This window comes from Thalassotalea insulae, assembly GCF_030161395.1.
GTDB lineage: Bacteria > Pseudomonadota > Gammaproteobacteria > Enterobacterales > Alteromonadaceae > Thalassotalea_E > Thalassotalea_E insulae.
In genome coordinates this window covers 1105928-1132105 of sequence record NZ_BSST01000001.1, presented here as the reverse complement: position 1 = coordinate 1132105, position 26178 = coordinate 1105928, and the positions used below count along the sequence as shown (strand labels likewise).

General features: G+C 39.3%; 22 protein-coding genes and 1 tRNA gene. 9 read left to right on the top strand and 14 right to left on the bottom strand.

Annotated elements, in window-relative coordinates; translation table 11 throughout:
* Window positions 1-126 precede the first annotated feature (126 nt).
* From QQK06_RS05295 to QQK06_RS05280, 4 genes are read right to left on the bottom strand one after another with little or no spacing between them, the layout of a single operon-like run.
* Window positions 127-2943, bottom strand: coding sequence for an Eco57I restriction-modification methylase domain-containing protein (locus QQK06_RS05295; RefSeq protein ID WP_284243610.1), 2817 nt, complete (start codon window positions 2941-2943; stop codon window positions 127-129).
* Entirely contained in the window at window positions 2940-4394 is a 1455-nt protein-coding gene (locus QQK06_RS05290; RefSeq protein ID WP_284243607.1) for an McrC family protein, read from the bottom strand. The genes QQK06_RS05295 and QQK06_RS05290 overlap by 4 nt, the downstream gene beginning before the upstream one ends.
* 25 nt (window positions 4395-4419) lie before the next feature.
* Window positions 4420-6150 (bottom strand): McrB family protein, encoded by a 1731-nt coding sequence (locus tag QQK06_RS05285; RefSeq protein WP_284243605.1) that lies wholly within the window; start codon window positions 6148-6150, stop codon window positions 4420-4422.
* A 9-nt stretch (window positions 6151-6159) separates the two neighbouring features.
* Window positions 6160-7227, bottom strand: coding sequence for a DNA adenine methylase (locus QQK06_RS05280; RefSeq protein WP_284243604.1), 1068 nt, complete (start codon window positions 7225-7227; stop codon window positions 6160-6162).
* A gap of 163 nt (window positions 7228-7390) precedes the next feature.
* Here QQK06_RS05280 and QQK06_RS19760 point away from each other — a divergent pair, with 163 nt between their 5' ends.
* Window positions 7391-7687: a hypothetical protein gene (locus QQK06_RS19760; RefSeq protein WP_488803635.1), complete on the top strand. Its 297-nt coding sequence runs from the start codon at window positions 7391-7393 to the stop codon at window positions 7685-7687.
* A 14-nt stretch (window positions 7688-7701) separates the two neighbouring features.
* Here QQK06_RS19760 and QQK06_RS05275 read toward each other — a convergent pair whose 3' ends face one another.
* The 4 genes from QQK06_RS05275 to QQK06_RS05260 all read right to left on the bottom strand — a co-directional run bounded on the left by QQK06_RS05275 (window position 7702) and on the right by QQK06_RS05260 (window position 12171).
* Complete coding sequence (locus tag QQK06_RS05275) at window positions 7702-8538, bottom strand: IS3 family transposase (protein WP_284246580.1); 837 nt, start codon at window positions 8536-8538, stop codon at window positions 7702-7704.
* 8 nt (window positions 8539-8546) lie between these two features.
* Window positions 8547-8849 carry a transposase gene (locus tag QQK06_RS05270; protein ID WP_284243603.1) on the bottom strand — a complete coding sequence of 101 codons (303 nt, stop codon included), beginning with the start codon at window positions 8847-8849 and terminating at the stop codon, window positions 8547-8549.
* A 204-nt stretch (window positions 8850-9053) separates the two neighbouring features.
* Window positions 9054-9130 (bottom strand) — tRNA-Ile (locus QQK06_RS05265).
* Between the two features lie 275 nt (window positions 9131-9405).
* On the bottom strand, window positions 9406-12171 hold the full coding sequence (locus tag QQK06_RS05260) for a choice-of-anchor B family protein (protein WP_284243602.1): 2766 nt from the start codon (window positions 12169-12171) through the stop codon (window positions 9406-9408).
* A 184-nt stretch (window positions 12172-12355) separates the two neighbouring features.
* Between QQK06_RS05260 and QQK06_RS05255 the strand changes: the two genes are divergently transcribed.
* The 3 genes from QQK06_RS05255 to QQK06_RS05245 all read left to right on the top strand — a co-directional run bounded on the left by QQK06_RS05255 (window position 12356) and on the right by QQK06_RS05245 (window position 14835).
* Window positions 12356-13129 (top strand): MbnP family copper-binding protein, encoded by a 774-nt coding sequence (locus QQK06_RS05255; RefSeq protein ID WP_284243600.1) that lies wholly within the window; start codon window positions 12356-12358, stop codon window positions 13127-13129.
* On the top strand, window positions 13122-14240 hold the full coding sequence (locus tag QQK06_RS05250; protein ID WP_284243597.1) for an MbnH family di-heme enzyme: 1119 nt from the start codon (window positions 13122-13124) through the stop codon (window positions 14238-14240). The genes QQK06_RS05255 and QQK06_RS05250 overlap by 8 nt, the downstream gene beginning before the upstream one ends.
* Before the next feature lie 253 nt (window positions 14241-14493).
* Window positions 14494-14835 (top strand): DUF3718 domain-containing protein, encoded by a 342-nt coding sequence (locus QQK06_RS05245; RefSeq protein ID WP_284243596.1) that lies wholly within the window; start codon window positions 14494-14496, stop codon window positions 14833-14835.
* A 67-nt stretch (window positions 14836-14902) separates the two neighbouring features.
* On the opposite strand, the gene rpoD is transcribed toward QQK06_RS05245, so the two are convergent.
* The 4 genes from rpoD to rpsU all read right to left on the bottom strand — a co-directional run bounded on the left by rpoD (window position 14903) and on the right by rpsU (window position 19518).
* Window positions 14903-16750, bottom strand: a complete 1848-nt coding sequence (rpoD, locus tag QQK06_RS05240) for an RNA polymerase sigma factor RpoD (RefSeq protein ID WP_431313637.1) — start codon at window positions 16748-16750, stop codon at window positions 14903-14905.
* 149 nt (window positions 16751-16899) lie between these two features.
* Window positions 16900-18657, bottom strand: coding sequence for a DNA primase (dnaG, locus tag QQK06_RS05235; protein ID WP_284243595.1), 1758 nt, complete (start codon window positions 18655-18657; stop codon window positions 16900-16902).
* 160 nt (window positions 18658-18817) lie between these two features.
* Window positions 18818-19264, bottom strand: a complete 447-nt coding sequence (locus QQK06_RS05230) for a GatB/YqeY domain-containing protein (RefSeq protein ID WP_284243593.1) — start codon at window positions 19262-19264, stop codon at window positions 18818-18820.
* Between the two features lie 38 nt (window positions 19265-19302).
* Complete coding sequence (rpsU, locus tag QQK06_RS05225) at window positions 19303-19518, bottom strand: 30S ribosomal protein S21 (RefSeq protein WP_206484954.1); 216 nt, start codon at window positions 19516-19518, stop codon at window positions 19303-19305.
* Window positions 19519-19735: 217 nt separating this feature from the next.
* Between rpsU and tsaD the strand changes: the two genes are divergently transcribed.
* Window positions 19736-20764 carry a tRNA (adenosine(37)-N6)-threonylcarbamoyltransferase complex transferase subunit TsaD gene (gene tsaD / locus QQK06_RS05220; RefSeq protein WP_284243591.1) on the top strand — a complete coding sequence of 343 codons (1029 nt, stop codon included), beginning with the start codon at window positions 19736-19738 and terminating at the stop codon, window positions 20762-20764.
* Between the two features lie 6 nt (window positions 20765-20770).
* On the opposite strand, the gene plsY is transcribed toward tsaD, so the two are convergent.
* A complete protein-coding gene (plsY, locus tag QQK06_RS05215) occupies window positions 20771-21370 on the bottom strand; it encodes a glycerol-3-phosphate 1-O-acyltransferase PlsY (protein WP_284243589.1) in 600 nt (199 codons plus the stop codon).
* Between the two features lie 141 nt (window positions 21371-21511).
* Between plsY and folB the strand changes: the two genes are divergently transcribed.
* The 4 genes from folB (at window position 21512) to QQK06_RS05195 (ending at window position 24579) form a co-directional block, all read left to right on the top strand.
* On the top strand, window positions 21512-21868 hold the full coding sequence (gene folB / locus QQK06_RS05210) for a dihydroneopterin aldolase (protein ID WP_284243587.1): 357 nt from the start codon (window positions 21512-21514) through the stop codon (window positions 21866-21868).
* Window positions 21868-22371 carry a 2-amino-4-hydroxy-6-hydroxymethyldihydropteridine diphosphokinase gene (gene folK, locus QQK06_RS05205; RefSeq protein WP_284243586.1) on the top strand — a complete coding sequence of 168 codons (504 nt, stop codon included), beginning with the start codon at window positions 21868-21870 and terminating at the stop codon, window positions 22369-22371. The genes folB and folK overlap by 1 nt, the downstream gene beginning before the upstream one ends.
* 5 nt (window positions 22372-22376) lie before the next feature.
* Window positions 22377-23204, top strand: coding sequence for an undecaprenyl-diphosphate phosphatase (locus tag QQK06_RS05200; RefSeq protein ID WP_284243585.1), 828 nt, complete (start codon window positions 22377-22379; stop codon window positions 23202-23204).
* Between the two features lie 220 nt (window positions 23205-23424).
* Entirely contained in the window at window positions 23425-24579 is a 1155-nt protein-coding gene (locus QQK06_RS05195; protein ID WP_284243583.1) for an acyl-CoA dehydrogenase family protein, read from the top strand.
* Window positions 24580-24664: 85 nt separating this feature from the next.
* On the opposite strand, the gene QQK06_RS05190 is transcribed toward QQK06_RS05195, so the two are convergent.
* Complete coding sequence (locus tag QQK06_RS05190) at window positions 24665-26077, bottom strand: diguanylate cyclase (RefSeq protein ID WP_284243582.1); 1413 nt, start codon at window positions 26075-26077, stop codon at window positions 24665-24667.
* Window positions 26078-26178 lie beyond the last annotated feature (101 nt).

Below are 26178 nucleotides of genomic sequence, written 5' to 3'. Positions count from 1 at the left end.
TACTTTTAAAAGGCCAACTCCGCTAAGGCTTTTCCTAACATGTGTCAGATCAACATAGTTAACTTTCTGTATTTACAGGTAAATTCCATGTAGGCATACTTATACTTTATAACTATCTAAACTTTATTAAATAATTATTGGTAAGTCAGTGTCACCACTCTCCAGCATTTCTTTTGCAAGTTCAGTTGGTACGTAACCAAAAGAACCTTGTTTTTTAGAGTTAACAATCTCTTGAAAAATATTACTTTCAGAACCTTTTTGTTTAGAAAAAAGATTGTTATATGTTAACTCGGTTACAGGAGTTCCGTTTCTCAAACACTCATAGGTGTATAATGCCATATGTTTAGTAATATTCGATTTGTCACCATTCATCTTAGGCTGTTTTCTATCTAAAATCTTAAAGTCTTCCAAAATCAATTCAAATTCTGATAACTCTAGGTTAAATATAGATGCTACACATGCGTCAATTCTTGCTCGAATAAATTCCTTGCTGTCTTCTTTCAACTCTTTCCTAGTATAACTAGATAACCAATTGTTAAGCTCTAGATTTTCAGACTGTATTGCGGAAAGCTGGGCGCAATCACTAATTAAAATTTTACCGATCTCTGAGTTAGGTTGCACTCTAGGAAACGGTATTAAGTTCCAATGAAAAAAGTTTAAAGTTGTTGTTATACGCCTTCTAATTAGCCAATCGATAACGAAGCTGTTTGCCATGGCTGTCCATATTAAATGTAGGCTAGGATCTTCATTATCAAACCTGCATGTAGGGACCTTGTTACCGCAAATAGTGTTTCCCGGAATTAATGCAGCTAATACTGTTCTTTCATTTAAGGGGCCAGTAACATCACAGAATCCAGCCCTGGGGCTTGTGCACTCAGGCCTTTTTTGTACGCAATCATCTTTGGACATATAGTAATGAGGAAGCACTTTTTTATTGGTAAAAGTTAGAGGCTTCCACACAGCAGTTCTAGCTTGCCCTGACATATATCCTTTGGCTGCATAATCATATTGGTGAACCATCTTTCCTTCAATTACAGGGAAATATGACTTTTTATCGTGACTTAACAGTCCCGATTTTGAATTGTGAGCTATCTCATCCTGATTTAATTCGCCTTGTCTAACAAAATGGTTACTTCCATTAGTCATATCTACTTCACGCACGAACTTTACATTCCATGCGTTTGATACTGTTTCCCCGAGCAAAGGGAAACCAGTACTTAGTTTTAGCAGTAGGTCTTTTTCATATTTGTTGGCAAGTTTCGGTATGTTTAGGATAGATTTACTAATCTTCTGAATCTGTTCGTATGGTAAACATATATTTTGACCATTATCTAAAGCAACTTTAGAGCTTATGTCAGGTAATTCTGTCAAATTAAATCTAAGATCTTGAATGCCAGCTCTGTGCTCCTTTTTATAAGATAGGATTAAAAACTGAAACATTGGGTGAATTTGAAAGAGGCGCTTTTTATTCAGAAAATCATAAATTTTCTCAAAAGTTCCATTTTTCAAATACAATTCTCTTAGTCCCGCCGCACCTTCTGAAAATAGAAAGGAGCTTGGAATTATCAGCCCTATTCTTGCTGTTGAAGTGCTTATTTCAAAAACTCTTTCCATGAAGTATTTGTATAGGTCTGCATCACCTCTAGTTGTAATACCATTTTTCGTAAATGATTGCGCAGAATAGATACCAGACTTCGACAATACTCTAGAATATATCTTTGTCTTTTTTATGTATTCTTCCCAAAGTTCTTTGTTTATACCTGACTTCGATACATATTCTTTTAAATCTTTCCCTTGATAGTTCTTACTGCAAGGTAATATGTGAGAATAAAACTCTTTGCTATTTGGTTTAATTTTTCCCCAAGGAGGGTTACTAATTACTACATCAAAGCCCGAATGCTCTCTTGAAAACACGTCTGGAAATTCATAGTCCCATGAAAAAGGCGTGTAAATAGCACTATTCTTAGTGGCTGTTTTTTCTAATACGCCATTAATATGTTCAGAAAAGTATTCATTATGAATTTTGTTATATTTATTCAAGCTCTTTAGCTCAGATGATTTGCTAAGAGCTGTTTCGTGACCATTTAATTTTGCTTTGTATCCCCCATATTTCAGTTTGTTAAGTGTTAGTCCAAGTAATGAGTCACCAACTTTTACGTTACGTTCTAAAGCTTTTGCAACATCTTTGCAATTGTCAGCTTCGAGCAAAAGTATTGACTTCGCAACTTCTACAATTAGCGGATCTATATCTACGCCATGTACACAGTTTTTAATGACTTCTTTTATTATTTCTTCTAATGGTCTGGTCTTATCAATCTCATAAATTTTTTGAGCTATTAGCTTTGAACTTTCTACGAGGAACAATCCAGGCCCTACGGCGGGATCAATGATTTTAATGTCGAGAATCTCTTCCACTGAAGTTTTGTTATTCAACAAAGGTGATAAAGAGTAATCGGAGAGCAGTTCAACCATACTCTTTGGAGTAAAATATACTCCTGAACTTCTTCTATCTTGCGTGGTTCCAATTTCTAAATTTCCACCTTCTCCCTTAATTGGGAGAGCACCATAAACTTGCTCAAAAGACTGCCCTAGATATTCTAAGGGGAAATTTGTTTTACTTAACGTTTCTGAGACACTCTCAAAGTATTGCTGGACTAATCCAAGAATTTTACCACTATGTATGTCTACGTCACTTTGATGACTAATTAGGTCTATCTGGATGGCAAAAGATTTAAACGTTTCACGCCAATTGTTCTCGTTTATCGATGTTAAGCTTTTGCTTTTTAGACTGTTAGTTATTACGTCAAAGGTTAAGGCTACAGCAGCTCTATATTCACCTAAATCTTTAAGTTCATCTCCGTCTGTAGTACTCAAGTGTTTGTAAAAACTATTGACCCCATTAATAAATATAGAGAAAAACTCTTTATAAGTTAGCTCTTTCAAGTTGTGCTCCAAATATTGTTATCAAAGGTCATCAGTTTTTCAGGATTGAGGCTTTCTACGCTCTCACTCAAGAGGAGCGTTAAAAATTTTGAAATTTTTTGATCCATTAAGTTTAATTTTTCTAAGCTAGTTAGACTCGCCAAATCTATCGTAATCGCTACTATTAACCATGTTAAACCATGGCTTTCTACTCTCCACGCTCTTATAGGGGGCCGCTTAACGTCATTTTCACTATCCCCAAGGTGTGGATACATTAAAACTCCAATTTGGCATCCGTGAGATACTAGCGACGCTACTAGTTGGTAGGTGTCTGAATTTTGTGGTTTTTTAGTTTTCCCTGACTCTTGTTCAAATATCTTTTTATATTTTGCATCAACTAAAATATGTGGTGATTTGTTTTTATAAATAACATTGTCGGGGCGTGTAAAAAAAGATCTCGTGTGAGCAGTAATTCCTTCGGCATATAGTTTTGTATCTTGTGAAGAAACAAAAACCTCACTCCCTAAAAATCCTGTCGCAACTTTAAGGGTCGCTTCAACATATTTTTCATATAGTACTTCTGTGTTTATGGTGTAACCATAGGTGTAAGCAGAACCACCGTTTGAAGTTACATGATTTCCAAGCGCAAGACTTGAGGCTATTTCCAAAGCCTCATCATAGTGTTTAAATTGTGATGGCGTCGAAAGAGGGAGCTTCCTTGGTAGGAAGTGGTTTCCGGAAAAGGTTGGAAACCTTTGCTCTAAATCTCGAAGCTTTCTTTTTACTGAAGAATCAAAAACGATGTTTATAAACTTTGATATTGCCCATGCTAGAAGCCTATTATATTGATTATCGGTGCTTCTATAGTCGACATCACAGACGAACTGATGGGGTTTCGAAAAAGAGTTTACTATTGTTCTTTCTATTAGTAATCGTCCCCTTAAAACAGAGCCTATCTCTTCAGTACTTTTATAAGTAGATATCATATCTTGATTTAAGGCGGCTTCAAGTGAATCGCAGTACGCCAAAGCAATGTGATCGATGAACCTTAGTTTTTTATTTTTTGTGCCGTGCCCCTTTAAATAGCTGTATCTTTTATGTTTAGCTCTATAAAGAAGTTCTAATAGTATGTCAGGCCAAATATCACTTTGCGTGCTGTGAATAAACTTTGGGATAACTTCGATTTGTTTGTTTGATAGAAGAATAGAGCCGGTTATGTTTGAAACTCGGAGACAATGATTACCATTAACTTTCTTAAATGAAAATGGTGAGCCTCTGAGTCCTAAATCTTTCTTTAGCCTCTGACTATACTTTTCAATATTATCTTTTATCAATAAATACTGGTCGTATTCAATATCACTACCATAGACATCTTCAAGTGGGAAAAATTTTCCTTCCAAAACTCGTATATGAGGTTTAATACCGCTATTTGCTGTTGAAGAAATGTTAGTAACTTGATTCTGCGTGCTCATTGATTGTTCCAAGTCAAATACATTGTTACCCTTCATGAGCTGTGTTTTCTTGGTCACCACAAATTATTTTTATGTGTCTTAAGCACTCCTCTGGTGTACTTCCCTGATTTGACTCTATGAATGAGGCAGCGCCTAATTGTTCGAACTCATCATCGGGCCTGTTGACTCTTAAGGGTTTTGTTTCTTCAGTTAATTTTAATATCGCAATAAGTTGTTCGATACGACTATGAAATAACTCTTCTAATTGTGGAATAACCTTATGCAGCCACACATCAACTAACACCTCTTCGCAATACTTTACGTCTTCAAAGTGATTACATAGAGGGCTGAAATACCAGTGACCTAATTGGTAATCTTTTCCAATAAATTGGGCGATTGAGCAATTTAGGTAGTCCAACAATTCTATAGATACCTTTTTAACCTCTTTAACGTCTTCCGAATCAGCTTCAAAATATAAGTGTTCTTTTAACTCTCTCAAGTCTGGCTCCAAGGGTACTATGTGAAATCTTCTTCTGATTGCAGCATCTAATGGAGCGACAGATTTATCAACAGAGTTCATGCTAGCTAAAGTGAACAAATTTTGAGGCAATGAAAAAGGAACTGGAACTTCTAAGGGTTCTCCTTTAGGTGATACGTTCACTTTGGAATCACTTTTCATGTAAGGAAGGGTAATTTCTACCGTTGATGATGTTTTTTCATTGCTTGAGTTGAGCCGTTTATTTGGTTCAATTAGTGTTATAAATTCACCGAGGATCCTCGATACATTACCTCTATTAATTTCATCAATAGACAGTAAAGACGCGTTTTGAGTATTTCTACAAAATTCAGATAATTCTAATAATACTCCCGGCGTTGGTACAAGACTCAACAATTTTTCGCTTTCCGGATCGGGTCGTAATCCAATAACAAAATCTTCGTAAGAGTAACTTTGATGGAAAGTAACGAACTTATGTAACACGTCATCAAACTCTGCATCCAAGCGAGAAACTACAGAGTCCTGTTCTTTTTCAGTGTCTAGCTCTATAGCTGGGCTATTAAAATTACTAATTACTTCTTGCATTAAATGAGTTTTGCCGGTTCCCGGAGGGCCGTATAAGAGTACATTCTTTTTTTCTTTTAAAAGCTTTATTATTTTTTCAGAGGTTACACTCATTTTACTTCCTATTTTGTAGGTACCAAATGAGCTTGATTCGATCTCTACTCTTATCTGGTGGGGTAATCTGTCAAGTTCTTGCTTCGTAAGCCACCTTGCATGAACTTTCCCTTCAAAGTCTTTCGCTAAAAAGATGTAATCATCATGGCCATTGTCAGGTTTGCAGGTTAATTTAGGACCTGTTCCTTTTGAGTTCTGTTTTACATTCCCATTTTCGTCTATTACCTCAACTATCTCTCCGTTAAAGCCTCTTGAATTTAACCAAAGTGGATAGCCACCTTCTGGGTTCTTTTTTTTGATTGGAGTTTGTTTTGGCAAATACCAAGTAGGTCTACTTTTATCTTCCGTGCCACGAAAGGTTACGTTTAAGCTGTATGCATCTATCGGTTGTTCACCTTCAAATGGCTCAATGGGAACGACTATTTGAAAGCCTTCTTTTATTTCATCCTCAGTTTTATTACTGCCACTAAGGAAAAAGTCTTGAAAAACCTCAAACCTTCCAAGCTCTATACCCTGCTGTGAATCACTAGCACCAGAGAGAGCATCTATAGTTGAGGTATTTGCTTTTCTCCATAGTATTTCTTTTAATTTCTTTTTGGCCATATTAGTCCCTTAATTTTTATTCATTTTTAAATGGTAAAGGCGCTCTACTAGTGTGTTACCTTTGTGAGAAATTGAACTACTTTTATACCGTTTGTAACTTTTTTCGTGTGTGGTGACCGAACCGTATTTTGAAAGTATTTCTAGAATGATCTCGTGCGGTATCTGACCATCTTCGTTATAGCTGAGCAGAAAATGGTCACATTTTGCTTCACTTAATAAATCTCTAAGAGCGTCGGGGGCTTTTCTCTTGTAGCAGTAATCTGATGATAAATCTTGCCAGCTTCTTAAACCTGTAGAACCAGTTATATTGGGCTCGTCACCAAGAGCAATTGTTTCAAGGATATGATAGTAAGCAGCATATTGTCTCTTTGTGTAAGGTGGATCAGCGTACACTACAGTACCACTAATCTTCTTAATTAATTCGTTAGCATCTTCGTTATAAGTTTGATGTTCTTTATCACTTGTGACTACTTCTATCGTTTCGAGTTTGAGCTGGTTCAGTGCTCTTTTTTTCCACTTCTTCAAGTAACACCCATAGGTGCCAGCCGTATTTGCAACTCGATTTGCTGCTTTCATTAAACTTACAATCAATAATGACTCTTCAGCTTTAGTTAGACTGTATTTCCAAGATTTAATTTTTTCTCTAATAGCATCTATTTTTCCCGCATTGGACTCTGTAAAGTACATCCGTTCATGTTCTGTTTTATGTAATGATGCGGGGGAATAGTTGGACCATATATAACCTTCTGTTGGAGGTAATGCATTAAGGTATTCAATGACCAATTCAAAAGGAGAGCTTTCACAAGCTGTGTTTGAGTTACCAGTAATTTCAGGTAATACACTTTTAAAGTTAGGAGTTTCTTTGTTTAGCAGAGCGGCTTCTGCAAATCGATTACACATCCCAAGCATATCATTTGCTTTGACTTCAAATCCTACCTTCATTGCTGCTGCTGATACACAACCAGTGCCACTAAACAAATCAATGAAAGAGCCGTCGGTCGGTATATTTTCTTTTTCAATAACGCCAAAAATAAAATCTAATAGATTGTTTTTGTGACCTAAAAACTCAATTGCCATTAATCTGTTTTTTACCTGTTTTACGTAAATTATACGGTTCGACATTCTAACCGATTGAAACAAGTCCGTGAAGACAGAAAGGTTAAAATACCTGTTTAAATATACAGACTGTTGGCTGTGCTTTAGAAGTAGGGGATTATTGGTTGTAAAGAAGGAAAATAGTATGTCAATCTACAAACGCAAGAACTCAAAATTTTACTATTGTGAAATATCCTTTAACGGAAAAGTATTGATTCGTAGTACAAAAACAACAAAGAAGTCACTGGCTCTGCGTTTTGAAAGTCAGCTAAGAGAGACATTGTATCGTCAGCACGTTTTAGGTGACAGGCCAACTATTAAACTCTCTACTGCCATACTTGAATACTCAAGTAGCAAACTAGGTTCAGTTAATAAACAAAATCTAGATGCTCAGATTAGAGTTCTGAAAACTCAACTATGTCGAGTTGTAACAGTCAAATAAACTTGGAGACTTCTTTAGGCTCTTTTTCTTAATTTCATCTCATATTCTGCTGGTGAGATGTTCCCCAATTTATAATGTCGCCGTTTCTGATTATAAAACGGCTCGATGTAATCAATAATATCAGCCATTGCCTCACGCCTAGTCTGATAACGGCGATAGTTAATTCTTTCTGATTTTAAGCTGCGGAAAAAGCGATCCGTAACCGCATTATCTAAACAATTTCCAGCACGACTCATACTAGAGACTAATCCGTGTTCTTTCAATGAGCGTTGAAATGCTTCACACGTATATTGCACGCCCTGATCTGAATGGAATAGCACTCCATCAGTTGGCTGTCGTTTATTTACAGCTAAGCGTAATGCGCGTGTTGTTAACTCGCTATTTGGCTTATCTGAGAACGCCCAGCTGATCACCTTGCGAGAGCACAAATCCATAATCACCGCTAAGTACAACCAGCCTTGCTGTGTGCGGATATACGTAATATCGCCAGACCACAGCTTGTTTAGTTTTTGTGGATTAAACTGACGATTTAAATAATTAGGTGCAATCACAGATGGTCTACCGCCAGCCGGATATTTATGCTGTTTAGGTCGTTTAGCTACTAAGCCTAGCCGTTTCATCGATGTACGGACACGATGAAGCCCAATATCAAAGCCTAATGCTTGCAACTCACCGTGCATACGTACTTTGCCGTAAGTAGCGTCCATGTCCACATGTATTTGCTTCATCGCAGCATCAAGCTTTACACGCTCAGCACAAATAGGCTTTGGTTTAGCTCGATAATAAAATGAGCTAAACGGTATCGATAAACAACGGCATATTTGCTGAACCTTACTTCCTGCCTTTTTCAGCTTGGCAGCTACTTGCTGCCGTTGCTCATTTCCATAGCGAAAAAGGCTGAAGCTTTTTTTAACAGTGTATTGTCACTTTGTAGTTGCTTAACTTGTTTCTCTAATTCTTGGATGCGGATTTGCTCTGGTGTTAAGGCGCTGGCTTTGGGGGTATAACCTTTTTGTTCTTTTCGGTATTGGCTTACCCAACGCTGAATTGATGACAATCCAACATTCATTGCTGCTGCCGCATCTTTGTGTTTATAACCGTGAATAATGACTAGCTCTGCACACTCACGTTTAAATTCTGCTGTTAATGTTTTCTTTGGCATTTTGACCTCGTTAGTTAATGTAATTTTACCTCTAACGAAGTCTCTAGTTAAATCATACCGTTACAAACGTGGCTACTTTTTAAAATGAAATTTAGGGAAAATAGAGGTGGTCCTAGTTGACCTTGGTCGGGATTGGCGACTTATCTGGTAAAACAGAAAATAGTGAGAAGTTATTCACCATCAAGCCCACGTATTTAGTGGAGATGGTGGCCCCACCCTGACTTGAACAGGGGACCTGCCGATTATGAGTCGGATGCTCTAACCAACTGAGCTATGGGGCCACATTTTTAAAGCTTGGACTTGCTTTTCTACTCTTACCACTTAAGCCCGCTCATTATGAGTCGGGTGCTCTAACCAACTGAGCTAAGGGGCCATTTTGATAGGTGTTTAACAAAGTAGATTTGTAAAACGGCGTGCAGTATAAGCATTTTTTATTTTGTTGTCACCCTAGTCTAATTAAAAAAATACTGCTTTTTAATTCGTTAGCTTATTTGTTAAGCAATTGGCCTGTCTTTGGACAATTGCTTAACGTATTTTTAAGTGTTGAGATGCTATTTTATTTTCTGCCAAGAGAAATATAACGCATGCTCAATACTAATAAACAACAGTATGTTAACCAGTAAGTGCTACCACCGCCACCGGATGATTTGCTTTTTGTTGGCGTTGGCGTTGGCTCTGGAGCGGCAACTAGGGTAACTGTGATTTCTGATGAGCTTGAGGCGCCACGAAAATCGGTGGCGGTAAATTTAAAGGTTAGTTCACCGGCGCTACCGGGCGCGGTAAAACTTGCTGATAATGAGTCGCTATTACTTAAATTGACGCTAACACCTGAGGTTTGCTCCCACAGGTATGTCATTTCATCATTTTCAGGGTCAGTGGCTTGTGCGGTTAGGGTGACGCTTTGTCCGGTATTGGCCTGGAAATTCTCATTTAGGATTACTGCTGGCGCTTCGTTGCTATCGTCATCGGCGATAGTGACCGTCATTTCACCGATAGCACCTATTTGGGTATTATTTGGTTCGCTAAAAACGATAGAAAGGCTTTCAATAGGCTCTTTTGTTTCATCATTGATTAATTGAACTGTAATTGTTTTATTTTCGTTATCACCTGTTAGCCAACTAATACTGCCTGATTGTGCTATAAAATCTTCTCCTGACAGTGCGGTCTCAGCTATTAATGTGTAATTAACGCTAATATCTTTGTTGGTATTGCCATTTCTCGCTGCTGCTATTTCAAATGTCTCCTGATTCTCACTAGTTTTTATTGTTTCCTGTATAAAGGAAACAGAGCTATTTTCAGCGTTTCCATCAATTTTTATTGTTAAGTAACTAGGACTGGATAAAGTAGCTCCATTTTGTGGATCAAATAATCGGACAAAAAATGTTTTGGCTTTTCCGTCTTCATTTAACTGTTCGACATTTATGTTGATCGATTGAATGCCATTTATATTTTCATCCCAGGTTAATTCACCAGAAGTAGATTCATAATCAACACCTGAGAGGGCACTACCAGAAAGTAGTTCGTAATTTACAGAAACAGAAGTTGCATCGTTTGATGCATTACTACGGCGGATAGGAACATTGACCTTTTCTCCAGGAAGTACATCTAAGTCACTACTATTGAAATAAATAGTGCCTTGTTCTGATGCTAACGTATTGTCTTCTAATATATATAAGCCGCTATTTATATCACTGACTAAAATATTACCTGAAGGCAGAAAAGGGTAAACGCCCCAGGCGCCGTTAAAGCTGGCGTTATTACTGACGGTAAAAGTATCAAAAAAACCTACTTGCTCGGGGTCCACAGGATCTGTGATGTCTAAAATTGTTAAGCCGCGTTCATAGTTCGACATATAGTAACGATTACCGCGGACAAAACCATTATGATCAATCGCATTTGTCGGGCCTGTCCAAGTACCAGTCAGTGTTGGTTGTCTTAAGTTATTGACATCAAAAACCCGTAATGTGGTATTTAATCCTAATCTGGCTTCGTCCAGTTCATCATGAACGAATACGTATTGGTTATCTTCGGTTGACCATCCGGAATGAACATATTGTGGGTTACTATAAGTGCCTTTGCCCAAGGAAGTCACCTGACTGCTATTGGTGATATCCCATAGCAGCATTTCTGTTTCGTTAAAGTCGATAAATACGCTACAGAAAGTATCAGCGTTGACACAATCACTGTCTTTTCGTTGATCAGTGATCATCATCGATGCACCATCGTGAGTATAAGGGCGGCTTCCTGTAGATAAAGAGTTACTATAGTTATCGGTTAATTTAGTAATGGTTCTTGGATTTGATAATGCGTAGTTTTGGTATTGGCCACTTTTACGATCTGTGCCTATTAAATGCAATAATGGGGCAGCGTCGGAATTGGCAATATTAAGTGTGTGATCGACATTCGATATATAAATATTATGCGCCTTGTAAACAGTGGTGTTTTTCTCTACCAGGCTGATGGAATGAGGTAGGTTATTTAAATCAATAATAGTGACATTGTCGGTACTGGTGGCATTGGAACCGTCTAAGGTAACATAGGCATAGGATTGCCAAAGGTTAAGTTCAGGATCAAAAAACTGATAGACTTTAATATCACGCCAAATTACATTATGCCCAGCGATGGCACCCACCTCTACCGGATTACTCGGGTTTGATACATCAACCACGGATGTCCCTGAATCTAACCCTATAATGGCGTATTCTTTGCCAGTATTTAAGTCGACATGCCCCCAAATATCACTACCTGCTTTGGCATCAATTGAAAAGCTGCTCAGTGGCATATGGCTGAGTAAGTTGACATTGTTACAGCTAAACCCACCTGCAAAGCCATTGTTACATGGTGTATTTTGCTGAGCTTGTGAAAGATGAGAATACGCGGCTAATTTTTCTGCTAGTGCCGGGTCTTTTGCCAGCGCTTTGGCATCGGTAATCACATTAAAACCTCTTTGCTCCAGTTCAGTAGCAAACTCGGGAGGAACACCCACTAAGGTTGAGACATTTATATCTGGACTCTGATTTTGATAATGATCAAATTTATTAAAGCCGCCTTTAATTGGCACTAAATTACTTTGCAGATAAAACAGCTCTTCGGTATTTTCTATTTTGTAACTGCCACCGGCCACTAATACCTTATCGCCTTTATTTGCTCTTAATGCGGCGTAGCCAATAGTTTTACAAGGGCGTAATACGTTATCACAGTTGCCGATATCTTTGCCGTCTGGCGAGACAAAACGCGCTTTATCATGCTCAGAATGAGCAAAGGCTAACCCGCTGGTTAACAACAGTAACCCTGCTGTTAGGTATGCTGTTAATGTTCTCATGACAATTCCTTGTTATCTGCCGATATAATATTGGAACAGATTTAAATAAATTAAATTTCTACTACTTCTATCGTTATAAGTTACACGTTAGCAGTAATAGGCGATATTTTGAACTTTTTTGCTGTCGCGAATGTTACAATAATGTAAAATAAATTGTGCATAAGCAATAAGAGATAGAAAATTAATGATAATTTCTCGTTTAATAGCAGGTTTGCTATTGCTGATATTGTTTGGTTGTAGCACGGAAAAAGTCGATAATCAGCTTGAAATTTCTATGCGCTTTAACCAAAAAATCGTTAGTTGTAGTAGCGAATTGAGTCTTGGTGACAAGGTTTGGCGTATCGGGCAAGTGCAGTTTTTTATCGCAAATGTTGAAGCACAAGACGCGAAGGGAAGGTGGCAAACGATACTGTTAAAGTCTATGGCAACACAATCGTCAACACTCGCTCTTGTCGGTCAAAATTGTGCTGAAAAAGACAAAGCTAACTGGCAGTTAACCTTTGAACCTGACGTTAAATTATCGCAATTTCAGCGACTGCGTTTTCAGTTAGGGGTACCGTTTGAGTTGAATCATCTTAATCCTCTAACGCAAACAAGCCCTCTTAATGTTTCCTCTATGTTTTGGGTGTGGCAAACCGGGCATAAGTTTGCGCGCATTGAAATGCAAAGTGCGTCAGATAACTGGATATTCCATTTAGGCTCAACTGGTTGTCTTTCACCTAGTGTAATGCGTGCACCAAGTGAGCCTTGCCGTTACCCTAATTTATATTCATTTGAGCTGGCGTTAGATAATCATGATCAATTGGTTTTTGATTTAGCTAAGCTGTTAGACAAAGTGGAACTAGGTCAACAGGCACATTGTCAATCAGAGCATGACAACCCTAATTGTCGGCGTTTATTTAATAATTTATCTCATGTAAGTGGGCAGTCAGTATTTAGGATGGCAACCAGTGAATAGATTTTTTGTCATTTTATGTTTGGTAGTTGGCGTATTTGCATGTTCCGAAAAACAGCCACCGCAAGTTGAGTATCAATGGCCGTTAATGAAAGGTTTTCCAAAACCTCAAGTTCCGAAAGATAACCCCATGACTGAAGAGAAAGTCGCATTAGGACGGGCTCTTTTCTACGACAATAATTTATCATTTAATCAGCAGCAGTCTTGCGCCAGTTGCCACCAGCAGCAATATGCTTTTGGTGAAAATATTGATCAATCGATAGGTAGTACAGGAGAGCAGCATAGGCGTAATGCGCCAGCCTTGGTCAATATAGCTTACAACAAAACCCTGACTTGGGCACATGATGGCTTAACGACAATCGAGCGTCAGTTGTTATTACCTATATTTGGCGAAGCACCGGTTGAATTGGGGGTTACTGGTCATGAGCAAGAAGTGCTTAAGCGTTTTACCAGTAAAGAATATCAGCGATTATTTGCGCAGGCATTTCCAGGGGAAGAGTTGAGCTTTGATTTAATTGTAAAAGCACAGGCGAGTTTTGTTCGCAGCTTGATTTCATTGAATTCGCCGTTTGATCGCTATGCTTATGCGGGCGATGATAATGCTTTGTCTGAGTCGGCACTTAGGGGAATGAATCTGTTTTTTTCTGAGAAGCTGGAATGTCATCATTGTCATGGCGGCTTTAATTTCACTCAATCAACCAGTCATGAAAAGCAGCTGCTTGATCGCCGGCCATTTCATAATACGGGCTTGTATTTTGTCGAACGGGTAAATGGCTATCCGGTAAAAGACATTGGTTTAGCGGAAATATCGACACTAGCACGCGATAATGGGCGTTTTAGGGCTCCAACTTTACGAAATATCGAAAAATCAGCTCCGTATATGCATGATGGCAGCATTAAGACTTTATCTGATGTCTTGGATTTTTATGCAGCGGGTGGTCGTAATATCCAGCTAGGGAAGTATCAGGGAGACGGCAGGAAAAATCCATTGAAATCGCCATTTGTTAAAGGTTTTGCAATGAGCGAACAGGATAAAACCGATCTCTTAGCGTTTTTATCGAGTTTAACTGATGAAAAGTTTCTGACAGATAAAAATCTTGCCCAACCTGAATAAGACTGCTATTAGCCGTGCGACAAGTGACTTTTAGTTATTAAATTCTGTGTATGAATGTAATAGTTTAGACATATATTGAGTAGAAAACTGTTCACAAAACAACAAGCTTTATCATAAAAATCAACGAGTAAACATATTCTTTTTTAGTCAATAATTTGACATTTCTATTTACATTTGCCTGCCGTTTTTTGAAACTATTTTCTCAATTTAGCTCACTATTACAGTGTAACCACTACTTGTAGGAGAGAGCACCATGAATACGTTTAAAAAATTAATTGTAGTATCAGCACTAAGCACAGGTTTTGTATTTTCTAGTCAGGCAGTAGAGTTAAAAGCAGCGGATAATAGTACTTATACTCAGCTTTGCCTGACTGCAGTGTCGAGTAGTCGCCCAGCGATGTATAACGCGATTAAAGCGAGCGGCTATAGTAAAAATTTTATAGCCAAGAATTTACGTTGTAATGCAGATGATCTTATTAGTTTTGTTCAATCATACGGTAAGAATGCAGATGATATGATCAGAGCAATACAGAATCGTGGAACTCACGTATCTATTAGCGATATAGCAATGCTGAAACGCGAGTATATGAAATAAGATAATATATAAAAAGCCAGCGATTAAGCTGGCTTTTTTAATGCTATTTTATAATGGTAAGTACTCTTTACTCACCATCTAAGAAGCTTTTTAGTTGTTCTGAGCGTGAAGGGTGGCGTAACTTACGTAACGCTTTTGCTTCAATTTGACGAATACGTTCACGCGTTACATCAAACTGCTTACCAACTTCTTCAAGTGTATGGTCAGTATTCATATCAATACCAAAACGCATTCTTAACACTTTAGCTTCACGGGCAGTAAGACCTGCTAATACCTCATGAGTAGCATCTTTTAAATTTTCAGAGGTTGCTGAATCAACTGGTAATTCACCGCTACCATCTTCAATAAAGTCACCTAAGTGCGAGTCTTCATCATCACCGATTGGTGTTTCCATTGAAATTGGTTCTTTAGCTATTTTTAATACCTTACGGATTTTATCTTCCGGCATTATCATACGTTCAGCTAATTCTTCCGGTGTTGGTTCTCGGCCCATTTCTTGTAGCATCTGACGTGAAATACGGTTAAGTTTATTAATCGTTTCAATCATATGCACTGGAATACGAATAGTTCTGGCTTGATCGGCAATTGAACGAGTGATCGCTTGTCTGATCCACCAAGTTGCATAGGTCGAGAATTTATAACCACGGCGATATTCAAACTTATCAACCGCTTTCATCAAACCAATATTACCTTCTTGAATCAAATCTAAGAATTGTAAACCACGGTTAGTGTATTTTTTCGCGATAGAAATTACCAAACGTAAGTTGGCTTCAACCATTTCTTTTTTCGCGCGGCGAGCTTTTGCTTCACCAATTGACATCCGACGGTTAATATCTTTAATGCCATGAACATTAAGGAAAGTTTCTTCTTCTAGCTGGTTTAGTTTATAGATACAACGCTCAACATCTGCCTCTATGTCAACCATTTTGGCTGAGTGAGGTAAACCTGCATTCTTTTGTTCTTCAAACCAGTCTTTTGATGTTTCATTGCCAGGGAAAACCTTAATAAATGTGGTTTTCGGCATGCCTGCACCAACAACACAATGTTTCATGATCAAACGTTCTTGCACACGCAAACGATCCATTACGCTACGCATGTTCTTCACTAAACGGTCGAACACTTTCGGTACTAAACGAAACTCTTTAAATACTTCAGCTAATTCATCGATAGCTTTTTGAGCATCAGCATGGCCACGACCTTTGGCATCGATAACTTTATTTGCTTTTTCATAAGCCGCACGCAATAAGCCAAATTTTTCACGAGCAAGTTCAGGATCTGGACCTGTATCTTCCTCTTCTTCGTCTTCGTCTTCTTCGTCGGTATCGGTATCATCTTCATCATCTAATTCTTCATCAGACAATTCAGAGCCTATATGAGTTGCAGCAACGGGAATTTCTTCTTCTTCGGCATCAGGATCTAAAAAGCCAACGATAATATCGCTTAAACGACCTTCTTCGGCTTCAAAATTATCCCATTGCTCTAATAAATAATTAATCGCAGGTGGATATTCTGAAACACTACGTTGTACTTCTTTAATGCCTTCTTCAATACGTTTGGCGATAACAATTTCGCCTTTACGTGTTAAAAGCTCAACGGTACCCATTTCACGCATATACATACGAACTGGGTCAGTTGTTCTGCCAATTTCACTTTCTACAGTGGCAAGTGCTTGAGCAGCAGCTTCGGCAGCATCTTCATCGGTATTGGCTTCACTCATCATTAAAGTGTCGCTGTCAGGCGCATGTTCAAATACCTGAATACCCATGTCATTGATCATACGAATAATGTCTTCGACTTGATCTGAATCGATTATATCCTGAGGAAGATGATCGTTAACTTCGGCAAAAGTTAAATAACCTTGTTCTTTACCTTTGGTTATTAACTCTTTAAGTCTAGATTGTGGGGCTTGATCCATTGACGAGTGTCCACCTTTTTGGCTATCAAATTACGAACAGTAAAGCCGGAAATTTTAGCAAATTGCTTATAAAATTACCAGCAAAAATGTTGTTTAACTTGAGGTTAATAATGTAAATTATAGCAAGCTTCTGGTTATTCTTACGGGTTTTACGCATTTAATAACGCTTGCAGTTCCTGTTTTTCGTTTGGACTCATTTGTCCCGTTCTTGCTTTTTGCAATAACTGCTCTGTACGTTGTTCGACAAAGCTATCTAATAGTTTTTCTATGCTGTCTAAAAAAACATTTTCTGCCGCTTCTGCAGTGACATGATGTTGCCAGCATATTAGTTTAGTCAGTTGTTTACCTTCTGCCGTTCCTCTAAAGTGTTCAATAAGCTGAGCGCTGTTTGCCTTACTGTTGTTTTTACACAAACTGATCAATTGGTTTAACAAGGCTACGCCAGGCATATCTAGCTGGGCTAAAACATATGGGTCTGGCAGTGCATCTACTATATGGGGATATTCAAGTAATAATGCAATAGCTAATCTTACCGGGGTTACTTTTGGTTGTTTTTGTGTGGCTTGTTGTATGCTACTTTGGTTAGCTTTTTGGTTGAGCTTGGCTAATTGTTTCTCACTGCCAGCGCCAAAATTATGCGCAAGTTTAGTGATGATGCCGTCTTTAATTGTGCTTTCTGGCATTTTTGTCAGCAAGGGTTGAAATGACCCCATTAAAGCCGCTTTACCTTCCAGAGAATTCATCTCTGTTTGTTGCATTAGATGTTCAAATAAAAATTCAGTTAATGGTGTTGCTTGTTCAAGGATATGCTCAAAGGCTTGTTGACCTTGTACCCTGATTAAAGAATCGGGATCTTCACCATCTGGTAGAAAAACAAACTTAAGCGAATAACCATCTTGGATCAGTGGCAAGGCATTTTCCATCGCGCGCCATGCTGCATCTTTACCTGCTCTGTCTCCATCATAACAACAAATGACTTCTTTTACGGTACGAAATAACGTTTGCAATTGCTCAGGTGTGGTGGCAGTGCCTAATGAAGCAACGGCGTATTCAACACCGTGCTGGGCCAGAGCAACCACATCCATATAACCTTCGACGATAACAATGCGTTCGAGTTGTTTATTGGCTTGTTTCGCTTCATATAGGCCATATAGTTCTTGGCCTTTATGATAAATTCGCGTCTCTGGTGAGTTAAGGTATTTCGGTGTACCATCACCTAATACTCGACCGCCAAAGCCAATAACTCGACCGCGTTTGTCGTGGATAGGGAACATAATGCGGCCACGAAAGCGATCATAAGGTTTATTTTTATCTCCTTGAATCGCCATGCCCAAATCGATCAGTTGCTGCGTCACATGCGAATTTTTAGCAAAGGCACGCATCATGTTGTCCCATTGATCGCTGATATAACCGATACCAAATTTTTTCGCTATCTGACCACTGAGACCTCTGCCTTTTAGATAATCAACTGCAACAGCTTTATCTTCAGCTACTTTTAGCTGTTGTTGGTAGAAGCGGCTGATATCTGCCATTAGCGCATAATCATCTTGTTTTTGCTGATAAGCTTGCTGCTGTTGCTTGATTTGTGCTGGAGACTGATTGTTTTGCTCTCTCGGCACTTCCATATTGTAATGGGCGGCAAGCTCTTCTATGGCATCGGGAAATTCTAAGCGGTCAAATTCCATTAAGAACGAAATGGCATTACCGTGTTCGCCGCAGCCAAAGCAGTGGTAAAACTGTTTATCTGGACTGACGCTAAAAGAAGGTGATTTTTCAGTATGAAACGGGCAGCAAGCCTGATAATTTTTGCCCGCCTTTTTTAATGGTACACGTAAGTTAATTAATTCAACAATATCAGCCCGAGCTAATAAATCATCAATAAACTGTCGGGGAATCATGCCTGCCATTAAAATAAAAGACCTGTTAAATAATGAAAAAGGTAGTACTCAGTTTACCTTTGATATTAGCGTTAAGACAATAAAAAGCGTTTATCTACTTTATAGTGAAATAAAAAAGCCGCCTTTATTTATATAGAGGCGGCTTTTAAGAAAAAGTTTAGATCCGTGACTATTGATTGAGTACGGCTCTGACTTGGCCACTAACGGCACCTAAATCAGCTTTACCCTGCATCGCTGGCTTTAAAATTGCCATCACTTTACCCATATCAGCCATAGAACTAGCACCTGATTCGGTAATTGCAGTTTCAATTAATTGTTGAATTTCATCTTTTGATAGTGGCTGTGGCAGGAATGTTTCCAGTGCCGCAACTTCTGCCTGTTCATTTGCAGCCATATCTTCTCGACCACCATCCGTGAACATCTTGATAGACTCTTTACGCTGTTTTACCATTTTGGTCAAAATAGCAATAATATTGTCATCAGTTGCTTCGGTGTTGTGATCAATTTCGGCTTGCTTGATAGCAGACAATGCCATGCGGATAACGCCAAGACGTAATTTGTCTTTGGCACGCATGGCATTTTTCATTTCATCTTTGAGGTGGCTATGTAAGCTCATTTTACTAAAGTTAGTAAACTCAAATAACTAAGGTGTTCTTAGTACATGCGAACGCGACGAGCGTTCTCACGAGAAAGCTTCTTCGCAGCACGTTTTACTGCCGCTGCTTTTTTACGTTTACGTTCCCAAGTTGGTTTTTCATAACATTCGCGACGACGAACTTCTGAAAGGATACCTGCTTTTTCACATGAACGTTTAAAACGACGTAGTGCTACGTCAAATGGTTCGTTTTCTCTTACTTTAATTACTGGCATTGTGCCTCTTACCTTAGTTATGTATCTATATAAATCGGCTTCAGACTCGACAATTTGCCTCGCCATTCACCCGCTCTATCAAAAATGGGTGACGTATTCTAATGCTAAGCTACCACCGTTGTAAAGTTATAATTGAAATTGGCTGGTGAAAACCTATCGAACTAGGTAGAATTGCGCCTTTGAAGTTTAGGTCTTATCAAATCGGTTAACAGAAGCTATGCGAATTTTAGGTATTGAAACATCTTGCGATGAAACAGGAATTGCGATTTATGATGAATCACAAGGTATTATGGCGCATCGTATCTATAGTCAAATAGCTGTGCATGCTGATTATGGTGGTGTGGTGCCGGAGCTGGCGTCGCGTGACCATGTGCGTAAAACTATTCCGTTAATCAAGGAAGTACTAAAAGACGCTAATATGACCCCGCAAGAGTTAGATGGCGTCGCATATACTGCGGGGCCGGGATTGGTCGGCGCTTTATTGGTCGGCTGCTCGATTGGCAGAAGTCTCGCTTATGGCTGGAATATTCCTGCGGTGCCAGTGCATCATATGGAAGGACACCTGTTAGCACCTATGTTGGAAGATGATGTCCCAGAGTTTCCGTTTGTCGCATTATTAGTCTCAGGCGGTCATACCATGCTGGTGCGGGTTGACGGCATTGGTCATTATCAACTTTTGGGTGAGTCTGTCGATGATGCCGCGGGTGAGGCATTTGATAAAACGGCCAAATTACTCGGTTTAGATTATCCTGGTGGGCCAGTACTTGCAAAAATGGCAGAGCAAGGGGAAAAAGGAAAATATAAATTCCCTCGGCCAATGACAGATAGACCTGGACTTGATTTTAGCTTTAGCGGCTTAAAAACTTTTGCCGCTAACTGTATTCGTAAAGAAACGGAACAACAGGGAGTTATGAGCGAACAAACCCATGCGGATATTGCGTATGCGTTTCAGGAAGCTGTGGTTGATACCTTAGCCATTAAATGTCGCCGGGCGTTAGAGCAGTGTCAGTTAAAACGACTCGTTATCGCAGGCGGTGTCAGTGCTAACACGGAACTAAGAGCCAAACTGGCACAAATTACCGCGAAATTAAAGGGCAAGGTTTATTATCCTCGGCCTGAGTTTTGTACCGACAACGGGGCGATGATAGCTTATGCCGGTATGCAACGATTAAAAGCAGGGGTAACCACAGATTTAACTTTTAAAGCGACGCCCCGTTGGCCGTTAGATACCTTGCCGCCGATATAGATAAGGTTAAGAGTTGAGTTTTTTACTGGTGATCTTTGGTTCTGTGCCTTTGATTAACCGGACAATATTTGCTTTGTGTCGAAGAAGGATCAAAATGGATAGCATCATCGCTGGATAGGTATAGAGCGGTTTTAACAACCAGATATAAAATGGTGCTAGTGAAACTGAAACAATTGCTGCCAGACTGGAATAATGAGTGATTTTCGCGACGCTATACCAGGTTAATACCAGCAAACCACCTAAATCTAACCCTATTGGTAATAATACGCCAAATGCCGTAGCAACGGCTTTTCCGCCTTTAAATTGAAAAAACACTGGGAACATATGTCCCAAACAACTCGCTAATGCGATGATACCTAAAGAGATAGGGTCTACTTTGAGAAAATAGGCGCCCCATACCGGAACCGCACCTTTTAAAATATCAAATACTAAGACACTGATAGCGGCAGCTTTACCGCCGATGCGGTAAACATTAGTAGCCCCGGGGTTATTTGAACCCTGAGTTCTTGGATCTGGCAGAGATAAAAGTTTGCAGACCAGAATTGCACTGGAGATTGAACCTACTAAATAGGCCAGGATAGTTAATCCTAGTGTCAGCCACAACATTGCAGCGCAATCTCCTTGAAAATATTTCTAGACTTTAGCAATTGTACCTTTATCTAAGCTAGTTTTTCTACTCTTAGGCAGGTAAACTCGCCATTTATTGTTAGCTTGCCACTGATCGTTATTGATTGAAAGAGAATAAACATGGATAAAGTCTTCATTAAGGGCCTGAGTATACAAACCACGATAGGGTTTTATGCCTGGGAAAAAGAAATTAAACAAACCTTAGTTATTGATTTATCTATGGGTTGGCATACTGCCGCGGCAGCGGAAAATGATGAACTTGCCAAAACCTTGGATTATGCAGACATTTCGGAAAGAATAGCAGAGTTTGCTAATCAGAATCCGGTGGATTTAATAGAGACCTTAGCAGAGCGTCTAGCGACATTCTTAATGCAGCAATATCACATTCCCTGGCTTAAATTGTCTATCGGTAAACCCAATGCGGTGCATAATGCGCAAACAGTTGGTGTTGAAATCGAACGAGGCCAAAGGGTGTAATGGCGCGAGTCTACCTATCAATCGGCACCAATATCGAGCGTGAAAAAAATCTTTTCAGCGGTTTGACAGCGTTAAACAGACAACTTGGTGCATTAACCTTATCTTCATTATTTGAAAGTGAAGCGGTCGGTTTTAGCGGCTCACCGTTTTATAATATGGTGGTTGGTTTTGACACTTCGTTAGATATTACCAGCTTGAGTCAGCAATTAAGAGAGCTTGAGTATGCACACGGCCGGGAAATTGATGCGAAAAAATTTAGTCCGCGAACTTTGGATCTAGATATTTTACTTTATGATGATTTAGTAGCTCAAGAGCCTGTGCAAGTGCCGCGCTCTGAAATTACGTTTAATGCCTTTGTCTTGTGGCCACTCGCCGAAATAGCGCCTGATGTGCTCCACCCAATATTAAATCAAACATTTGGCCAGTTATGGCAAGCATACGATAAATCACAACAACAACTTATAAAGGTGCCATTAAGCTGGTCACCAGAACAGGAATTTTAAAATTTATGTCAACATTGGAGATATTTTTCTTAGCTTTGATTCAGGGATTAACCGAATTTTTGCCAATTTCAAGCTCTGCTCATTTATTATTACCTTCACAATTATTTGGTTGGCAAGAGCAAGGGATAGCCTTTGATGTAGCGGTACATGTTGGGTCACTAATGGCGGTGTGTATATATTTTCGTAAAGAAATTGGCGATATGTTAATTGCCTGGTACGCAACATTAACGCCAAACAAAGAAGATGATGCGGCATTAACTTATGATCAAAAACTTAATGGTAAGTTAGCGTGGTGGATTTTATTTGCCACTATACCTGCAGGATTGTTTGGTTTATTTGGTAAGGACTTTATCGAAGCGCACTTGCGTACTGCACTCGTGATGGCGATAACGACACTTATATTTGGTGTGTTCTTAGGCTATGCGGATATTAAGGCTAAGCAAAATGTTAGTTTAGAAAAGCTTGGTTTCAAAGGGGCATTTTTGATCGGTTTAGCGCAAGCGATAGCGTTAATCCCTGGTACTTCTCGTTCAGGAATAACTATGACCATGGGACTAATGCTAGGCTTAACCAAAGAAAATGCCGCGCGTTTTTCATTTTTATTATCGATTCCTGCAATTGCAATGGCAGGCAGTTACTTAACGGCTAAGCTGATTTTTGATGTTGAACCGGTTGATTGGTATGCGATGGCAATGGGGAGTGTATTGGCATTTATTAGTGCTTATGCCTGTATTCATTACTTTTTGATCATCGTGGCCCGTATGGGAATGATGCCGTTTGTGATTTATCGTTTGTTGCTTGGCGCAGGGTTATTGTGGTTTGTACTTGCCTAAGACTAGCTTGATAAAGATTAATTGAACGCGCCAAAAGGCGCGTTTTTATGGACAGGATGTACGATATGTCGCGATAGCATGGATGTATGGATGCATAAAAGCGGCGATGAAATGACTAAAAGACAAGAAGGAAGTTAACGTAAACGTTAAATAATTGATGTGTAAAACTGGATCTTTGTTTACACTATAGCGATAAGAATATAGTGATTGTGAGGAATGTATGGATCTTTCATTAACTGAAGAGCAAATGATGATTCAGGATATGGCAAGAAAATTTGCTGAAACTGAGTTAGCTCCTGTTGCTGCGGAGCTTGATGAAACGCAGAACCAGGAAATATTTCTGGCTAACCTGGCTCAATTAACAGAGCTAGGTTTTATGGGCCTCAACGTTAAAGCTGAGTATGGTGGAGTTGAAGCGGGTTCAGTAGCCTTTAGTGTCGCAATCACAGAATTAGCAAAAGCTTGTGCATCAACAGCGGTAACAACCTCTGTGACAAATATGGTTGCGGAAGTCATTCAGGCGGTTGGTAATGAAGAGCAAAAGCAGTTATATCTTCCTAAATTATGTAGCGGTGAGTATAAAGCTGGCGCTTTTTGTTTAACGGAGAACACTGCGGGGTCAGATCCTGCAGGAATGAAAACTACTGCGGTTAAAGATGGCGATGAATATATTATCAATGGCAGTAAGTTATTTATTACTAGCGGCACTTTTGCTGGCGTTTTCGTGGTTTGGGCAGTAACCGACCCTGACGCGCCAAAAGGCAAGGGCATTTCTTGCTTTATTGTCGAAGCAGGTACACCGGGTATGACGGTGGGCAAAACCGAAGATAAAATGGGGCAAAAAGCCTCACCAACGAATGAAATTCATTTTGAAAATTGCCGAGTGCCCGCCAGTGCCATGATGGGACAAGAAAATAAAGGTTTCGCTGTGGCCGTTGGTGAACTTGCCGGCGGGCGTATTGGTATTGGCTCTCTTGCCTTAGGCGTAGGCTTAGCTGCGATGGATTATGCGAAAGCGTATATGGTAGAGCGTAAGCAGTTTGGTCAATCAATTGCTGATTTTCAAGGATTACAATGGAAATTGGCTGAGCGTTATACCGATCTAGAAGCGGCGCGTTTATTATTAATGCAAGCGGCTTATACCAAAGAACAGGGCTTACCATTTGGCAAGGCTGCCTCTATGGCGAAATTATTCGCTACCGAGAAAGCGAATATTGCATGTTATGATGCACTGCAATTAATGGGCGGTGCTGGTTATATTAAAGAGTATCCACTAGAGCGTATGGCGCGTGATGTGCGGGTGACTTCGATTTATGAAGGCACCAGCGAGATCCAGAAAGTGATCATCGCCCGCGATTTATTAAAAGACATTTAAATTCCGCAGAAAGTGAATTTTTATTAGCCCTGTAGCTATAAACTACGGGGTTTTTTATTGCTATATTTCAGTCATAGATGCAGTTTTATCTTTCGAGGCAGTGAACGGTATTTTTACCTTTATCTTTAGCGTAATACATCGCATTGTCGGCAGAGACAAACCACTGTTCAGCCGTTGTTTTACTGTCTAACTCTGCAATACCTATGCTACAGGTAACTACGGGAAAATCATCTTTATGTGCTTCAACTAACGCTTGTTGAAAGCGTTTAGCGATCACCATGGCTTCATCCGGTTCAGTTTCAGGACACAATAAGACAAATTCTTCACCGCCCCAGCGGGCAACAATATCTGAATCTCGGGCGCAGTGACTGAGAATTTTGGCAAATTGTTTGAGAATATCATCGCCGGTTTTATGGCCGAAGTTATCGTTAATTTGCTTAAAGTCATCAATATCTATCATTAACAGACAAGCGGTGGTGCTATACCTATGCTTTAAGCGAATTTGTTGTTCGATAATTTCAGCCAGATGACTGCGGTTATAGAGCTGGGTCAGCGGATCTCTGATGCTGATTTCAGCTAATTCCTGGTTTTTTTGATCGAGTTGTTGATAGAGGTTTTTTAAGATCTGATTCTTAGCTGCAAGTACCTTGCTGTATTTTACCGAGCGGATATAGGCAGCTGATAAGATCAGAATTAATAACGTAAAGAAAATTGCGGTTTTAAACACTACGGCATAATTAGTTTGTTTAACTAAATTGGCCATTTTTAAATAGCTAAAAACTTTATTGTGATCTTCTGAGGTTAGCTGGGCAATAGCTTGATTTATATAAGGTAAAAGTTCAGAACTCTCTTTAGCTACGCCCATTCGTAATTTATCTTCTAATTCTGCAATGCCAACAATTCTTAGTTGGGCGAGTGCATGCTGCTGAATGATTTTATTGGCGGAGTAAAACGAACCAACAAAATAATCAACTTGCTGATTGGCGACCTTGATTAAGCCAGCTTTTTCATTCTCTACCGTGATCAGCTTCATCTCGGGAAATTTACGTGTTAAATATTGATGCATCCGGTAGCCATCAACAACCGCAACAGATTGTTTGGTAATGCTGGAAAGATTACCTACCATGACTTGATCATAATGACCATAGAGTGCGTTGGGGGCATGAAAATAAGCATCGCTAAAAGATAGGAATTGTTTGCGTTCTATCGAGCTATTGAGCAAAGGGATCACTTGGCATTTACCATTTCTTATGAAAGAGAGGGTTTGTGCCCAGGTTTGAGTTGGTACAAAGGTAAAACGTAAAGAAGAGCGTTGTTCAATTAGCGTCAGATATTGTTTCGAGATACCGATATGCTGATTATTTTCGATTGATTCGTAAGGTGCCCAATCTGGGTCGACGCAATAGCTAATCTTAGTGGTTGCCATATCTTGAGGATAGGCGTCTGTGGTAGAAAAAAATACTAATAGCAGTATGGAAGTGATTAAGCTTTTCTTCATTGGTGTTTTTACACTATTGTCATGAATTATTGCGTTACATTCGGATACAGCCTCAATCCATTTATAACTATAAGTTGAAACAAGACTAATTGATAGTATTG

Coding starts and splice junctions, on each gene's coding strand:
- rpoD (WP_431313637.1), bottom strand. CDS start 16,750: ATGGATCAAGCCCCACAATCTAGACTTAAAGAGTTAATAACCAAAGGT.
- tsaD (WP_284243591.1), top strand. CDS start 19,736: ATGCGAATTTTAGGTATTGAAACATCTTGCGATGAAACAGGAATTGCG.
- folK (WP_284243586.1), top strand. CDS start 21,868: ATGGCGCGAGTCTACCTATCAATCGGCACCAATATCGAGCGTGAAAAA.
- QQK06_RS05190 (WP_284243582.1), bottom strand. CDS start 26,077: ATGAAGAAAAGCTTAATCACTTCCATACTGCTATTAGTATTTTTTTCT.
- QQK06_RS05255 (WP_284243600.1), top strand. CDS start 12,356: ATGATAATTTCTCGTTTAATAGCAGGTTTGCTATTGCTGATATTGTTT.
- QQK06_RS05290 (WP_284243607.1), bottom strand. CDS start 4,394: ATGAGCACGCAGAATCAAGTTACTAACATTTCTTCAACAGCAAATAGC.
- folB (WP_284243587.1), top strand. CDS start 21,512: ATGGATAAAGTCTTCATTAAGGGCCTGAGTATACAAACCACGATAGGG.
- QQK06_RS19760 (WP_488803635.1), top strand. CDS start 7,391: ATGTCAATCTACAAACGCAAGAACTCAAAATTTTACTATTGTGAAATA.
- QQK06_RS05270 (WP_284243603.1), bottom strand. CDS start 8,849: ATGCCAAAGAAAACATTAACAGCAGAATTTAAACGTGAGTGTGCAGAG.
- rpsU (WP_206484954.1), bottom strand. CDS start 19,518: ATGCCAGTAATTAAAGTAAGAGAAAACGAACCATTTGACGTAGCACTA.
- QQK06_RS05285 (WP_284243605.1), bottom strand. CDS start 6,150: ATGGCCAAAAAGAAATTAAAAGAAATACTATGGAGAAAAGCAAATACC.
- QQK06_RS05245 (WP_284243596.1), top strand. CDS start 14,494: ATGAATACGTTTAAAAAATTAATTGTAGTATCAGCACTAAGCACAGGT.
- plsY (WP_284243589.1), bottom strand. CDS start 21,370: ATGTTGTGGCTGACACTAGGATTAACTATCCTGGCCTATTTAGTAGGT.
- dnaG (WP_284243595.1), bottom strand. CDS start 18,657: ATGGCAGGCATGATTCCCCGACAGTTTATTGATGATTTATTAGCTCGG.
- QQK06_RS05195 (WP_284243583.1), top strand. CDS start 23,425: ATGGATCTTTCATTAACTGAAGAGCAAATGATGATTCAGGATATGGCA.
- QQK06_RS05280 (WP_284243604.1), bottom strand. CDS start 7,227: ATGGCAATTGAGTTTTTAGGTCACAAAAACAATCTATTAGATTTTATT.
- QQK06_RS05200 (WP_284243585.1), top strand. CDS start 22,377: ATGTCAACATTGGAGATATTTTTCTTAGCTTTGATTCAGGGATTAACC.
- QQK06_RS05230 (WP_284243593.1), bottom strand. CDS start 19,264: ATGAGCTTACATAGCCACCTCAAAGATGAAATGAAAAATGCCATGCGT.
- QQK06_RS05260 (WP_284243602.1), bottom strand. CDS start 12,171: ATGAGAACATTAACAGCATACCTAACAGCAGGGTTACTGTTGTTAACC.